General features: G+C 55.4%; 13 protein-coding genes and 2 pseudogenes. 9 read left to right on the forward strand and 6 right to left on the reverse strand.

Going from position 1 to position 13,545, the window contains the following annotated elements:
- Nucleotides 1-31 precede the first annotated feature (31 nt).
- From RHJ02_RS04805 to RHJ02_RS04820, 4 genes are read left to right on the forward strand one after another with little or no spacing between them, the layout of a single operon-like run.
- Nucleotides 32-1,762 carry an ABC transporter ATP-binding protein gene (locus tag RHJ02_RS04805; RefSeq protein ID WP_310800516.1) on the forward strand — a complete coding sequence of 577 codons (1,731 nt, stop codon included), beginning with the start codon at nucleotides 32-34 and terminating at the stop codon, nucleotides 1,760-1,762.
- Complete coding sequence (locus tag RHJ02_RS04810) at nucleotides 1,763-2,623, forward strand: 3'(2'),5'-bisphosphate nucleotidase CysQ (protein WP_310743466.1); 861 nt, start codon at nucleotides 1,763-1,765, stop codon at nucleotides 2,621-2,623.
- Between the two features lie 28 nt (nucleotides 2,624-2,651).
- Complete coding sequence (gene ftsY / locus RHJ02_RS04815) at nucleotides 2,652-4,037, forward strand: signal recognition particle-docking protein FtsY (protein ID WP_310743467.1); 1,386 nt, start codon at nucleotides 2,652-2,654, stop codon at nucleotides 4,035-4,037.
- Nucleotides 4,034-5,233: an LL-diaminopimelate aminotransferase gene (locus tag RHJ02_RS04820; protein WP_206201305.1), complete on the forward strand. Its 1,200-nt coding sequence runs from the start codon at nucleotides 4,034-4,036 to the stop codon at nucleotides 5,231-5,233. Before ftsY ends, RHJ02_RS04820 begins: the two co-directional genes overlap by 4 nt.
- Here the strand turns inward: RHJ02_RS04820 and RHJ02_RS04825 are convergent.
- The 4 genes from RHJ02_RS04825 to RHJ02_RS04840 are packed head-to-tail and all read right to left on the reverse strand — an operon-like array spanning nucleotide 5,220 to nucleotide 8,966.
- Nucleotides 5,220-5,381: a hypothetical protein gene (locus tag RHJ02_RS04825; protein WP_190278145.1), complete on the reverse strand. Its 162-nt coding sequence runs from the start codon at nucleotides 5,379-5,381 to the stop codon at nucleotides 5,220-5,222. The genes RHJ02_RS04820 and RHJ02_RS04825 overlap by 14 nt on opposite strands.
- Before the next feature lie 11 nt (nucleotides 5,382-5,392).
- Entirely contained in the window at nucleotides 5,393-6,097 is a 705-nt protein-coding gene (fabG, locus tag RHJ02_RS04830) for a 3-oxoacyl-ACP reductase FabG (RefSeq protein WP_206201306.1), read from the reverse strand.
- Complete coding sequence (locus RHJ02_RS04835) at nucleotides 6,094-6,816, reverse strand: D-alanyl-D-alanine carboxypeptidase family protein (protein WP_310800517.1); 723 nt, start codon at nucleotides 6,814-6,816, stop codon at nucleotides 6,094-6,096. Before RHJ02_RS04835 ends, fabG begins: the two co-directional genes overlap by 4 nt.
- A 41-nt stretch (nucleotides 6,817-6,857) precedes the next feature.
- The gene (locus RHJ02_RS04840; protein WP_206201308.1) at nucleotides 6,858-8,966 is read right to left on the reverse strand and encodes a transglycosylase SLT domain-containing protein; all 2,109 of its coding nucleotides are present in this window, start codon (nucleotides 8,964-8,966) and stop codon (nucleotides 6,858-6,860) included.
- Between the two features lie 232 nt (nucleotides 8,967-9,198).
- Here RHJ02_RS04840 and RHJ02_RS04845 point away from each other — a divergent pair, with 232 nt between their 5' ends.
- The 5 genes from RHJ02_RS04845 to mreD all read left to right on the forward strand — a co-directional run bounded on the left by RHJ02_RS04845 (nucleotide 9,199) and on the right by mreD (nucleotide 12,368).
- Nucleotides 9,199-9,513, forward strand: a complete 315-nt coding sequence (locus RHJ02_RS04845; protein ID WP_206201309.1) for a hypothetical protein — start codon at nucleotides 9,199-9,201, stop codon at nucleotides 9,511-9,513.
- Entirely contained in the window at nucleotides 9,510-9,869 is a 360-nt protein-coding gene (locus tag RHJ02_RS04850; protein WP_206201310.1) for a YtxH domain-containing protein, read from the forward strand. The genes RHJ02_RS04845 and RHJ02_RS04850 overlap by 4 nt, the downstream gene beginning before the upstream one ends.
- A 188-nt stretch (nucleotides 9,870-10,057) precedes the next feature.
- Entirely contained in the window at nucleotides 10,058-11,098 is a 1,041-nt protein-coding gene (locus tag RHJ02_RS04855) for a rod shape-determining protein (protein ID WP_206201311.1), read from the forward strand.
- Between the two features lie 12 nt (nucleotides 11,099-11,110).
- Nucleotides 11,111-11,875 (forward strand): rod shape-determining protein MreC, encoded by a 765-nt coding sequence (gene mreC, locus RHJ02_RS04860; protein WP_310800518.1) that lies wholly within the window; start codon nucleotides 11,111-11,113, stop codon nucleotides 11,873-11,875.
- Nucleotides 11,841-12,368 carry a rod shape-determining protein MreD gene (gene mreD / locus RHJ02_RS04865; RefSeq protein WP_206201313.1) on the forward strand — a complete coding sequence of 176 codons (528 nt, stop codon included), beginning with the start codon at nucleotides 11,841-11,843 and terminating at the stop codon, nucleotides 12,366-12,368. The genes mreC and mreD overlap by 35 nt, the downstream gene beginning before the upstream one ends.
- Before the next feature lie 45 nt (nucleotides 12,369-12,413).
- On the opposite strand, the pseudogene RHJ02_RS13130 reads toward mreD, so the two are convergent.
- Nucleotides 12,414-12,584, reverse strand: a pseudogene (locus tag RHJ02_RS13130) (hypothetical protein); the annotation flags it as partial.
- A gap of 247 nt (nucleotides 12,585-12,831) precedes the next feature.
- A pseudogene (locus tag RHJ02_RS04870) lies at nucleotides 12,832-13,510 on the reverse strand (IS630 transposase-related protein).
- Nucleotides 13,511-13,545 lie beyond the last annotated feature (35 nt).

Here is a 13,545-nt window from a genome sequence, read left to right on the forward strand (position 1 = left end):
CTAGGATTATTCCGAGTTGGTTTGCCCTGTGATGTCATCACCCCTTTTGCGTGTGGAAGCACTTACCGTTGACTTTCGCCAAGCCGATCAAACCCTACGGGCAGTGGATGGCATTTCCTTTCGCTTGGAGCGGGGTCAGACCCTTGGCATTGTCGGTGAGTCGGGGTCAGGGAAGTCGGTGACCTGTTTGGCACTTTTGCAGTTACTCCTGCCGCCGGGACAGATCAGCCACGGCGAAGCGTGGTTTCAGCCAGAGCCAGAGGGGGAGGCCATTGACTTGCTGCGCTGCACCCCCCGCCAAATGCAACAGATTCGGGGTCGCCAAATCAGTATGGTCTTCCAAGAACCGATGAGTTCTCTCAATCCGGTCTATTCCATTGGCTTTCAACTGGCAGAGGCCATTGATCCGCAGCAACGACTGCCCCAAGGGCAATGTCAACAGCGGGCGATCGCTCTCCTTGAGCAGGTGCATCTTCTCAAAGCGGCAGCCCCCCTAGAGGAGAAAAAGCGGTTTCTCCGTCGCTATCCGCACCAACTCTCTGGGGGACAGATTCAGCGGGTCATGATTGCCATGGCCATGGCCGCTTCGCCAGCGCTTTTAATTGCCGATGAACCCACCACTGCCCTCGATGTCACTGTCCAAGCGGCGATCCTACGGCTGTTGCGGGAGTTGCAGCAGCAGTACCCTCTCTCATTGATTTTTGTCAGCCATGATTTGAATCTGATTGCGGAATTGGCGGATCAGGTCGTTGTCATGTACCAAGGGCAAATTGTTGAATCGGGGACAGTTCAGCAGGTCTTTCGTCACCCCCAACATCCGTATACCAAGGGGCTACTGGCTTGTCGTCCCCGCTTGGATCAGCGTCTGGCGATTCTGCCAACAGTGGCGGATTTTCTAGCGGCCACGCCCCCGCGATTAGAAGTGATTTCCGCAGCGCAGCAGCAGGAACGCTTGGCGCATTTGGCGAGCCAACCCCCCTTGGTGCGGGTTGAACATCTCTGGGTCAAGTATCCCGTGGCGGGCAAGCAGCGCTTTGTCACTGCCGTCAGGGATGTCTCGTTTACGATTCGCGCCGGGGAGACCCTTGGCTTGGTGGGGGAATCGGGCTGTGGCAAAACAACACTGGGACGGACCCTCTTGCGCCTCCTAGAACCCGCACAGGGAAAAATTATCTTTGGCGATCGCGACATCAGCCATTTATCGCCTCGCCAATTGCGTTCCCTGCGGCAACGGATGCAACTCATTTTCCAAGACCCCTATAGTTCCCTAGATCCCCGCATGACCATTGGCGAGTTGGTGGCAGAACCCCTGCGGATTCACCGCCGTCATCAGTCGCGACGGCAACACCAAGAGCGGGTGGCCTATCTCCTTGAACGGGTGGGCATTGACCCCCAAGCCCAGAATCGCTATCCCCATGAATTTTCCGGGGGGCAGCGGCAGCGAATTTGTATTGCCCGTGCCTTGGCCTTGAATCCTGAGTTTGTCGTTTGTGATGAGTCAGTGTCGGCCTTGGATGTGTCGGTGCAGGCGCAAGTCCTGAATTTGCTCAAAGAACTCCAGCGGGAGTTTCAACTGACCTACCTCTTCATTTCCCACGATCTCAGTGTGGTGAAATTCATGAGCGATCGCCTCATGGTTATGTACAATGGCGAAATTGTGGAAATGGGTGACGCGGAAACCGTTTACCAACAGCCACAGCACGACTATACTCGCACGCTAATTGCCGCGATTCCCCGTGGTCTTTCCCTTGAGGCAGCCTAGATGTCCCCCGCCCTTGATCTTGAGAATACCCTTGCCACCCTGCGCCCGCTTCTTTGGCAAGCCCTTGAGCAACTGCGCCAGTTTTACCGTCAGGTGCAGGATCTAGCGGTGCAGGACAAAGGCGGTGATCCTGTCACCCTTGCCGATGAAACGGTTGATTGCTTTTTGCGCCACGCCCTCCAAGCTCATTTTCCGCCGACGCAGTTTGGTTATTTAACCGAAGAGACCTACACCCCAGGGCAGCCCTTGCCCCAGCCCTACCAGTGGATCATTGACCCCCTCGATGGCACCTACGACTTTTTGCAGCAAAGGGGGGAGTATGCGATTCACGTTGCCCTTGTCCATGAACATCGCCCTTGTTTAGCCGCTGTCGTCTGGCCAGAGCAGGAGGTGATCTACACTGCCATTGCCGGTGCAGGTGCCTATCGAGAGACGCGCCAAGGTGCGACGCGACTGCGGGTACAACCCCCCACTGAGGGGCAGTCGTTGCGGGTGGTGATGAGTCGGAGCCACGGCGGAGAGCGCCTACAGGCCTTTTTAAGAACCCTAGGATGCGTACAGCAAATTCCGATGGGGAGTATGGGCTGTAAAACGGCGAGTATTTGCCAAGGGGATGCAGATCTGTACGTCAACCTCACAGGGCGCAGTGCCCCGAAGGACTGGGATTTAGCGGCACCGGATTTGATCATGCAGGAGGCGGGGGGAGCCTTTACCTATGCCAATGGTGAGTTGCCCCGCTACAATCGCGCCGATGTGCAGCATTGGCCGCCCCTAGTGGTGTGTCATCCAGCTTTGAGTCGCACGGTGGGCGATCGCCTGCAAGCCTTTTTACACGAAAATCAAGGCTATTCTGGAAAATAGGCAAGTTCAGTCGCACAGAGGATAGGCCATGGTTTTTAATTGGTTTCGACGCAAGTTTGGTGGCAGTGGTGAGGAGCCATCGCCCCCTGCAGAAACCCCAACGGCAGCGCCATCCGCAGAATCCCCGCAATCTACAACTGAATCCACTGCTTCCCCCGGCATCCTCAACTGGGCAAAAACGGCACTCCAGTCGATTCAAGCGCGACAGCAATCGGAGAGTGCCGCGACGATTGAAACCATTGAAACCGCTGAAGAAACTCAAGAAACACCGCCTGCTGATGATGCCCCCGTTCCCGTCTCTATCGAGTCTGAAGAGACCGCTGTTGCTGAACCTGCCCCTGTCCAGCCCGTTGTGGAAGCTGAGTCGGTAGAACTAGACTCCTCCCTTGTCCTTGATGAGGGCTTTTTGTGGTCGGCGGAGGTGCTTGCCGCCCAAGGCCGGCGCCCAGAGGAGGTGGATATTGAGGAAATTACTTGGTTGCAACGTCTGCGCCAAGGTCTGGGCAAAACCCGTCGTGGCCTAGTACATCAACTGCGGGCGATCGTCGGCCAAGGCCCCTTAAGTCGGGATGCCGTCGAAGAAATTGAGATGCTGCTGTTGCAGTCGGATGTGGGGGTCAAGGCCACGGATCAGATTATTGCGGCGCTGCAAACAAAAATTCGCCAAGAAACACTCCCTGCCGATCAGGCGATCGCCTACCTGAAGGAAATTCTGCGGGACATTCTCGATCGCCCCTTTGAAGCCGGCTACCGCCGCGACTTTGCTCCGAAAAAAGGCACGCTGAATATCTGGTTGATTGCCGGTGTCAACGGCGTTGGCAAAACCACCACCATTGGTAAACTGGCCCACATTGCCACCCAGTCAGGCTATCGCTGTCTGATTGCAGCGGCAGATACCTTTCGGGCAGCTGCCACGGAGCAGGTGAAAATTTGGGGACAGCGCTCCGATGTCGAGGTGATTGCCAACCCCGGCAAAAATACCGATCCTGCTGCTGTGGTCTTTGATGCCATTGGCGCTGCCCAAGCCCGAGGCACAGAATTGCTGCTAGTGGATACCGCTGGCCGCTTGCAAAACAAGGCCAACCTGATGGAGGAACTCAAGAAAATCCGTCGCATCATTGATAAAAAAGCGGGTGATGCTCAAATTGAATCGCTACTGGTTCTCGATGCCACCCTCGGCCAAAATGGCTTGCGCCAAGCACAGGTGTTTGCAGAAGCGGCGCAACTCACTGGCGTGATCTTAACCAAGCTGGACGGGACGGCCAAAGGGGGAGTGGCCTTGGCGGTAGTGCAGGAATTGGGACTACCGATTCGCTTCATTGGTGCGGGCGAGGGCATTAAGGATCTGCGCCCCTTTTCCAGTTTTGAATTTGTCGAGGCCTTGCTCTCCAGTGAGGTGGAGGTGGCAGCATGAAGCTGGCCGATCGCCTGCGGTATTTCCAAGGCAATGTCTTTGACGCCATGGATCGGGCTAAGGCGGCGGTGGCGGCCACGGGACAGCCAATTGTTGATCTCTCCTTGGGGTCTGCAGATCTACCGGTAGCGGATCATATTCTTGCAGCCATTGAAGCCTCGGTGCGTGATGCCAGTACCTACGGCTATCAACTCTTTGCCAGTACAGCGGCCTTTCGACAGGCAGTGGCCACTTGGTTTGAACGCCGCTTTGGCCTCAGGGTAGATCCCGAGCGGGAAGTGCTGACGCTGATTGGTTCACAGGAGGGGACGGCGCACTTGCCCCTTGCAGTGATGAATCCCCAAGAGTATGCGCTAGTGCTTGATCCGGGGTATCCCTCCCATGCGGGGGGGGTGTATCTTGCGGGGGGACAACTGTATCCCTTGCGCTTGCGGGCAGAAAATCACTTTTTGCCGGATTTAGAGGCCATTCCGTTGCCGGTGCGAGAGCAGGCCAAACTTCTCATTCTCAGCTATCCCCACAATCCCACCACGGCGGTTGCGCCCTTGGACTTTTTCAAGACAGCAGTTGAGTTTTGCGATCGCCACGGGATTTTACTGGTGCATGATTTTCCCTACATTGATCTCGTCTTTGATGCGGAGCGGGCACCCTCGATCTTTGAAGTGGATCGCGATCGCCAAGTGGGCATTGAATTCTATAGCCTGTCTAAGTCCTACAACATGGGTGGGTTTCGCATTGGCTTTGCCATTGGCCGTGCCGACATTATTGCTGCCCTGCGCCAAATTAAATCGGTGATTGATTTTAACCAATACGCTGGCATCCTGCGGGGTGCGATTGCCGCCCTCACGGGAGATCAAACCTGTGTCCAGCAAACGCGGCAGATCTTTCGCCAGCGGCGTGATACCTTTGTCCAAGCGCTTTGCGACCATGGCTGGCCGGTGCCCCTCCCGCCAGCGACAATGTACGTGTGGGCAAAACTCCCTGACCCTTGGCAGCGGGATTCCCTGGGATTTTGCCAAGCCCTTGTTAAGGCAACAGGGATTGCCGCCGCTCCAGGCTCTGGCTTTGGTCAAGGGGGAGAGGGGTATGTGCGCTTTGCCCTCGTGCGCGATCGCCCCTGTTTAGAAGTGGCGGCTGCCCAAATTGCCGAATTTAGCCAAACGGTCGTTCAGGTGTCGGGCGCTAATCGCCCATGATCCATGCCAAGAGTAGGATCAGGCCGCCCCAAAGGACAATTGCAGGAATATGAATGGAGCGCAACACCTCTAGGGGAGTTAAAACTAGCACCTCCGTAAAGAGATGGGTGACCGTACAAAGAAGAATGAGCAAAATGATAAAGAACATGGCAACTCGCTCTAGGCATTGCCATAGATGGGAATCACGGCACCACTGATCGCAGCCGCTCCCTCGGAAATGAGATAGGCAATCAGGTCACCGATCGCCCGAGGACTCACCCAATTGACCGCTTGCGCTTCGCCCATCGCTGCCCGATTGGCAGGGGTATCGATAATGCTGGGAAGGATGACATTGGCGGTAATGTTTTTGCCTTTGGTTTCGGCAGCGATCGCCCGCGTGAAGGCCACGACTGCGGCTTTAGCAGCACAATAGGCAGCCAGTTCAGCCGCTGGTTCAACTGCACCCCGTGAGCCAATGGTGACAATGCGCCCATATTGCTGAGTCTGCATACGTTTGAGGGCGTGCTTACAAACCAAGAAGGTGGTCTCGACATTGAGGCGAAAACTCTGCTGCCAATCACTGAGGGCAAATTGTGCCGTTGCGCCCATGCTAAAGCCACCGACAAGGTGAACCACGGCATCCAATTGCGGCATGCGCTCCACGAGAGCGGCCACTTCACTTTCATTGTTCAAATCCGCTGCCACAAACCGCACGTTGGCCAACTCCGCTGCCGCCAATTGCTTTTCGAGGGCGTCTCGGGCAGCCGCATCAATGTAGGGCACCGTCAGCGTATAGCCTTGACTGAGGAGAACCGGCACTACCCCTTGACCGAGTCCGCCTGTGCCGCCTGTCACTAAAACCGCGCGATGGGCAAATCCCCTCATGGCTGATCCCTCAGTGTGAGTTGTCGTGCTCTGTAGAAGGTTTGCAAACTGTGGCGATCGCCAACGAATCGCCAGTGCCAAGGCTCATAACTCACCCCCTGCGGGTTATGACGGGGAAAGGACAGTTCAAAACTAAAACGCGCTGCATTTTTTTCCAGCCAGCGAAAGGCGGGGGTGTCCTCAAAAGTCTCCTTGAGATGGGTGTCTGGCCGACTGCCATCGCCAATATCAATGGCATAGCCCGTATGGTGTTCGCTATAGCCGGGGGGCGCACTCACCAATGCCCGCTCACTTGCCCGTTGTGCCCGTTGCTCCTTGACCTCAAAAAAAAGATAGTCCTGATCCTGTTTGGAGCGAAATCCAGAGAGGGGCATCAACACCACCCCCTCCTGCTGCGCGGCGGCGACCATCGCCCGGAACCGTTCTGCTGCGGCTCGCCGTAATTTAATTTGGCCATCGGCACTCACCGCTTCAAGTTCTGAGAGGGGCGCCTCTTCATAGGGCAGATGTCCCAGCAGATTTTCTGTTGGCGTTAGCGTTGGCTCCGTTTCCGTAGCCGTTGGCGATTCCGTGGGACGATTGAGGAACCACACGGCTCCCACGCCCATTAGCCCCACAAGGACAAGGGTGCTGGCGATCGCCCACCCCCCTCGCCGAGGTTCTACTTTGCCCTGAGTGATTGGTTGTAGCCGCTCCGCAACAGGAATATCTTGATCCATGACGCAGTCCCGTGCCTTTTTATGAGAATAGACGATTTTTCCTAGGGCTGGGCATACAGTTGCCAGTAGTTCCAGTAGTTCTCCAAGACATTCTTGACATAGCCATAGGTCTCAGAAAAGGGAATCGATTCCACAAAGCGATCGCCATCGGTCATATCAAAACGCTGCAACCACTGATTGACATTTCCCGGCCCGGCATTGTAACTGGCCAAGGCTAAGAGCGTGTTTTGATTGTACTGATTGTGGGTGTAGTCAACGTACCATGTGCCCAAGCGGATATTGTCCTCTGGATCCACAAGGGAATAGCTCTCTAGGTTCAACTTTTCGGCAATCCAAGCAGCCGTCTCTGGCATCAACTGCATCAACCCCGTTGCCCCCACCACTGAGCGGATCTGCTTTTCAAAGCGAGATTCTTGGCGAATCAAGGCCATCACCAATAGAGGATTTAAGTTGCGAGCTAGGGACCACTTTTCCACTAATTCCCAGTAGGGCAGGGGGTAAAGGGCATACCAGAAGCGGACATCGCGGCGAATGGGCGCAAAGAACGTTGCCACCTCCGGTTCACTGGCTGAGCGCGTAAACAAGTTTTGCAGCATAAAGATGCCATCGAGGTATTCCCCAACGCCAAGGCGAATCAGGCCATCAGTGAGTTGTTCTGCCGCTGTCGGTGTCACCCGATTGTGGAATTCCCACTGCCAGCGCTGCCAAGCCTCCTGAGACTGCCGCAGCAGGTACAGTTCGCGTAGGGTGGCACTCCCCGTGGCCAAGGGAAGGAGGGGCTTGCGATCGCTCGCCACTGAGGGTCGCTGTTGTCGCAGGGTTGTAAAGGTGCCCACGGGTTTCTTGAGCAGACTGGCGGCTCGCCAAGCATAGTAGGTGTGGGGATAGCGCTCTATGACCAGTTGCCAAGTTTGGCGTTGCCCTTGGGGTTGTCCTGCTTCCCCTTGCCATTTTCCTTGCCAAAAGGCGGCTCGCGGTGCCAGCTCACTCTCAGGGTTCAATTTGAGAATTTCGCTAACCCACTGTTGTGCCTGAGACCACTGCCGTTTTTGGGCAGCCCCTTGGGCCAGTTGCCAGCGCAGTTCCGCTGCGGCGCTGCTTTGGGGATAGGTCTTGAAGAGTTGTTGTTGGCTTTGTTGTGCCCCCTTGGTGTTGCCTAGTTCCTGATGAGCTTGGTACTGTGCCAGAAGGGCATCGGCAGCGATCGCGGGTGCTTGATTTTGCCTCGCTAACTGAAGACACTTGGCCAGCAAAGGGAGACGCTCCGCCGGTGTTTTGACTAAACGGGCAAGGCGCAGTTGGGCAAGGGCTGCTTCGGAACTTTGGGGAAAGCGGTTGATCAGGGCTTGATAGGCGGCGATCGCCCCAGAGGTGTCCTCACTCAATTGACGTCCCCGGCCCACCCGATAGAGATTCAAAGGGGTTGGTGGTGCCTTGGCATAGGCCGCTGCTGCCCGAGCATACTGCATTTTCTCCCAATAGCCAAAGGCGATCGCTTCCCAATCGGCGGGCGTCAGTTGATCGGCGTAGCGCTGCCGCAAAATTTCAAGGTAGGTGCCGTATGCCTTAAGAAAGAGGCCGTGGCGTGCCACCAGCTTCAGGTAGGGCACTTGATCGGGATTTTTCTCTAACTGTTGCGCCACATAGTTGACGACGGCAGGATGCTGTGGAAAGCGTTCGATCGCCTTTTGCGGTTGATTGAGGCTCAGGAGTGCCACTGCCGCTTCAGGTTCACTGCCATACTCCCGCAGCAACTGTTCCCACGTTTCCTTCGCCTTGCGGTTATCTCCCCGTTGCCGATAGGCCTCCGCTCGCAGCAGGAGAATGGGTGCGGCCATGGGACGGTAAGTCTGCTCAAGATCTTGGAGCCACTGCAGGGCAGCTTGGGGTTGCTGTTGACTCAGGCTTTCTACGGCCAAAAGATAGCGGGCGCGATCGCGCTTGAGGGGATCCGCAGACTCTGCCCATTGCTTTAACTCTTGCGGACTTTGGGGCGGCGCTTCAACAGTCAGCGTGTAAAGGGGCGAAGGCGATCGCCAATGGTACCAACTGAACAGCCCACCGCCAACCATCAGTGCCGCCAACAACAGCGACACCAGCCAAGGCCGTATGCCTCGCCGCTGCTTTCGTTTTGGGAGTGATTTAACCATAATTTGCAATTCCAGCCAGCAACCCCGCTCTCCAATCTCCACAGTAAACTAGGGAGTACAACCCTATTCTTATTAAGTATGTGGCGGTCTTGGATGCAGCAGTGGCAACTGGGTGCTAGCGAGGGGCGATCGCGCTGAAGGAAATCGAATTAACGACCTCACCCGCACATCGCCCTCCACTATGGCAATCTATGAAAAGATAAACCAACAATCGTAAACTTCGATGCCCCCTATGCCACGAATGGTCTGGATTGTGATTGGCTGCAATTGCCTGATTGCGCTAATTGCCCTGTGGTTGGCATGGCAGTTGGTCAAGCTGCGCCAGATTCTGCGGGGGGTGTCCCGTGCGCTCCTAGATGCGGAGCGGAGTACCCACGGGGTCTTAGGCGGTGCCCCTGAGGTGATTATCATTGGCCAGCGGGGGGTAGCAGGCTTGCGATCGCAATTGCCCAAATGGCGGCGGCAACAGCGCAATGTTCGTCTGTTTTTAACCTTGATAAGCTGGATAGGGCGACATGGTATCCGCCTGCAAAGGAGAAAGCGATGAGTCAGCAACAGGGTGGCGGTGGTGCTTTTTGGGGGGGACTGCTCCTAGGGAGCGCGATCGGGACAGTCGTGGGGCTGTTGATGGCTCCCCGCTCTGGCAAGGAAACCCGACAACTCCTGCGCAAATCCGCTGATGCCCTGCCCGAACTGCTCGAAGACATTACTGCGAGTTTTGAGCAACATCGCGATCGCCTCTCAGAAACCACCCAAGAACGCTGGCAAGCCACCTTAGAACGGCTCAAGGAAGCGATCGCCGTCGGTATCGAAGTCACGCAGCAGCAGCGGCAAACCCTGCGGCGCGAAGCCAATGGCATGGCCTTGAGTGACCCTGATGAAGAGGATGCTGTCAATCAATAGCCTGCGGTGGGTCATGAGTCAAGAAATCATGAGCCAAGATAATGAGGAGTTATCCCTTTATCAAACAATCTCGACCGAGGGAGAACCCACCGAGATTTTCCAAACAAAACGTAATACAATCTTGCCATCACGTTTTTTGGTAACAGCACTGTTACAACCAACAGGATTCAAAGAAGGGGTACACCATCGTGGGAGTATTTAGTCGGCTATCACGAGACATCGGCATTGACTTGGGCACAGCCAACACCCTGGTTTATGTGTCTGGGCGGGGGGTGGTTTTAGAGGAACCCTCTGTTGTTGCTATTGACCAAAATACCAAACAACCCCTTGCCGTTGGCGTTGAAGCAAAGCGAATGCTGGGACGGACACCGGGCAATGTGGTGGCCGTACGTCCCCTGCGGGATGGCGTCATTGCCGATTTTGAGCGTGCGGAACTCATGCTGAAGCACTTTATGCGCCAAGTGCACGGCGGTAAGAATTTGTTTGCCCCCCGTGTGGTGATTGGGATTCCTAGTGGCGTGACCGGTGTCGAACGCCGTGCCATTGAGGATGCTGCGCGGGGTGCTGGGGCGCGGGAAGTGTATTTGATTGATGAACCCGTCGCCGCCGCCTTTGGTGCGGGTTTACCCGTGGAAGAACCGACGGGCAACATGATTGTGGACATTGGTGGTGGCACGACTGAAGTGGCGGTTCTCAGTTTGCAGGGCACCGTTTTGAGTGAATCCGTCCGCGTTGCTGGCGATGAAATTTCTGAGGCGATCGTCCAGTATTTGAAAAAAGTACACAACCTGATTATTGGTGAACGCACGGCTGAGGAGATCAAGATTCGCATTGGCTCTGCCTACCCCAATGACAGCTATGACTCCGAAGCCATGGAAGTGCGCGGACTGCACCAACTCTCTGGCCTACCACGCACAGTTACGGTCAAAGCAGAAGAAATTCGCGAAAGCATGGCCGAGCCCCTCTCGGCAATTATTGAAGCCATCAAGCGTACCCTTGAGCGGACGCCCCCAGAACTAGCCGCAGACATTGTGGATCGCGGGATTATGCTGGCTGGCGGCGGTGCTCTGCTACGGGGTCTCGATACTCTGATTAGCCATGAAACGGGCATTGTCGTTCATGTAGCAGCGGATCCCCTGCGGTGTGTGGTCATGGGTACCGGTCGGGTACTGGAAAACTTCAAAGACCTTGCTCGTGTCTTTTCCACACAACCGGCAGTGATGGGTTAAGGATCAGCAGCTATGGCTTTTCTGCTGCGCTGGTGGGGACGATATGCCGGTGGCTTAGTCCTTGTTGCTTTGGTACTCACAAGTGCTTGGATTTTGCGTGAGACCAATGGGGCAGCAATTCGTGAACTGTACCGCCTTCTTAGTTTGCCCTTTCAAGGCGCAGTGGACGATCAGCAAGCCTTGATTCAAGCCCGCACATGGCAACTGGAGCAGCAACTGGCCGCCGTCCAAGCAGAAAACCAACGGTTGCGGCGAATGCTGAATGCACCGATGCTGGCCAATTTCAATGGCCGCGTTGTGCCGGTGATTGGTCGCAGTTCCGATCAGTGGTGGCGATCGCTCCTCTTGGGGGAAGGCAGTCGTCAGGGTCTCACCATCGGTTCAGTCGTGGTGGGCAACGGTGGCCTTGTCGGGCGCATTACCAGCATTACCCCCAATACCAGTCGGGTGATGTTGCTCACGGATCCCGCCAGTCGAGTGGGGGTTGTGGTGGGTCGGACGCGGCAGATGGGGATTCTGCGGGGACAACTCAACCAGCAGGTGATTGTCGAGTTTTTAGAGAAAGACCCGAAGGTACAGCCCAAGGATGTCCTCTATACCTCAGCCTTGAGTAGTCTCTATCCAGCGGGCATTCCCATTGGTGAGGTGCAATCGGTAGAACTGAGCGATCCCACCCGCCCCCATGCCACTGTTATTCTGGGCGCACCGATTGATCGCCTTGAGTGGGTCACCGTCATTCCCTATGCTGAACCGACAGACACGTTTACGCCGAACTAGCCTCAACTGGTTGATTATTATTAGCTCTGTGGGACTCTGTGCCCTGCTGAGCTTTATTCACTTACCCAACCTGCATCTATTGGTGCCCGACTGGTTTTTAATCTGGGTGGTGGTGTGGAGTGTCAAGCGATCGTGGGGACAAGGGGTACTGGCGGGTATTGCCCTCGGTTGGATTCAAGATGGTTTAGTCAGTGCTCATCCTAGCCACGCAGTCAGCTTAGCTTTGGTGGGGGGGCTGACCGCCCTGATGCAAAAGCAGCGCTTTGTTTCTGAGGATTTTATTTCGGTTGCTTTGATTACCTTTGCAATGGCCATTCTTCAGCAAACGGTCATCGCAATCCAAATGAGCCTTGGTAGTGGCTTTCCCCTCGAGGAGATTTGGCAGCACCATCGGCAAGTCGCGCTTAGTTCAGCCATTATGAGTAGTCTTTGGGCACCCTTGCTCTATGCCCCCCTGAATCGCTGGTGGACGTGGTTGCGACAGCAGGAGTAGAGAGCGCAACAATAAACCCGCCTCATGCCCAACTTGCGGCAGCCACTACTCAATCGCTGCTTGCACTTCACCCATAAAGCCGAATGCCCATTCGATGCCCCTGTTTGAGCTTGCCCACCTTTTTGAAGTTCGCCTCAGATGCGCCAGACATTTCTGTTGCCCTTTCACCTCATCACCGTTATACACGCTGAAGTCATCCGAGACGAGTACCCCTGCAAATCCCTCACCTAATAGGGTCTCTAACTCTGCTCGTAGACGGCTGCCCGCCGCGTGGAATCAGCAAAATCCCCAGTCTCCGAGTGCTTCTACCGTTGGCTTCACGCTTTCTGCTGCTCTGGCATTCGTCTGTTGCAGTATCCCCACTCGGACAGTCGGCGTTCTGAGCGTTTATGAAGGTCACTGAATGGTGGTTTTGATGAAATTCAACTGAAGTTGTATAGCTATTCCAATAAGGAATGAGATATCATCCAGCACAATACTTGCGAATCACCTCATCAATCGAACTGTTTGACCCTGCATACATCCGCGCTCGCTTCAGCGCACTAAAGTCGTGCTCAATCACATTCAAATCAGGAGAGTATTTCGGTAAAAATAACACCTCGTGACCCGCCGCTTTCACCACTGCCTGAATCGCCCCTTTTGGATGAATCGGTGTCTTTCTGGTATCTATACCGTCCTGCGACTCAACTCTCTCTTTTCTGACGCTTCCCCGCTCGCTCTCCATCAATTCGTTGGCCTCGCGCTGACCACCCATACTCACACTCCACTCGAGAGTCAAACCCCCTCTCATCGATAGACACCACCGTTTCCTCCCCATGGCTCTCTACCCATGTGTCAATACGCTTGTCGCTCTGCCTCACACCCTTCTTGGTAACGCATCTGTTTTTTTTGCGGGTGATGCTCATCTGGGCGAGGGCATAACTAATGGTGGAAACTTGGACGCCAAATCGCTGGGCACGGTCGATTAAACGATCATCGGAATGGGTAGCAACATCCGCTGCTAAGGCCGCCCAATCCAGCTTCCAAGGACGACGGGGGACAACCGTGGGCGCTAAGTCCTCTCGCTTCAGCCAGCGATGGATAGTGGCGCGGCTCACCTGAAAGATTTGAGTTGCTTCACTGATTTTGCCACCTTGCTTGATATAGGAGACAACCCGCTCTCGTCAGTCCAAGCTAT

This window comes from Thermosynechococcus sp. TG215 (genome assembly GCF_031583455.1).
Lineage (GTDB): Bacteria > Cyanobacteriota > Cyanobacteriia > Thermosynechococcales > Thermosynechococcaceae > Thermosynechococcus.

Coding starts and splice junctions, on each gene's coding strand:
- RHJ02_RS04805 (WP_310800516.1), top strand. CDS start 32: ATGTCATCACCCCTTTTGCGTGTGGAAGCACTTACCGTTGACTTTCGC.
- RHJ02_RS04810 (WP_310743466.1), top strand. CDS start 1,763: ATGTCCCCCGCCCTTGATCTTGAGAATACCCTTGCCACCCTGCGCCCG.
- ftsY (WP_310743467.1), top strand. CDS start 2,652: ATGGTTTTTAATTGGTTTCGACGCAAGTTTGGTGGCAGTGGTGAGGAG.
- RHJ02_RS04820 (WP_206201305.1), top strand. CDS start 4,034: ATGAAGCTGGCCGATCGCCTGCGGTATTTCCAAGGCAATGTCTTTGAC.
- RHJ02_RS04825 (WP_190278145.1), bottom strand. CDS start 5,381: ATGTTCTTTATCATTTTGCTCATTCTTCTTTGTACGGTCACCCATCTC.
- fabG (WP_206201306.1), bottom strand. CDS start 6,097: ATGAGGGGATTTGCCCATCGCGCGGTTTTAGTGACAGGCGGCACAGGC.
- RHJ02_RS04835 (WP_310800517.1), bottom strand. CDS start 6,816: ATGGATCAAGATATTCCTGTTGCGGAGCGGCTACAACCAATCACTCAG.
- RHJ02_RS04840 (WP_206201308.1), bottom strand. CDS start 8,966: ATGGTTAAATCACTCCCAAAACGAAAGCAGCGGCGAGGCATACGGCCT.
- RHJ02_RS04845 (WP_206201309.1), top strand. CDS start 9,199: ATGCCACGAATGGTCTGGATTGTGATTGGCTGCAATTGCCTGATTGCG.
- RHJ02_RS04850 (WP_206201310.1), top strand. CDS start 9,510: ATGAGTCAGCAACAGGGTGGCGGTGGTGCTTTTTGGGGGGGACTGCTC.
- mreC (WP_310800518.1), top strand. CDS start 11,111: ATGGCTTTTCTGCTGCGCTGGTGGGGACGATATGCCGGTGGCTTAGTC.
- mreD (WP_206201313.1), top strand. CDS start 11,841: ATGCTGAACCGACAGACACGTTTACGCCGAACTAGCCTCAACTGGTTG.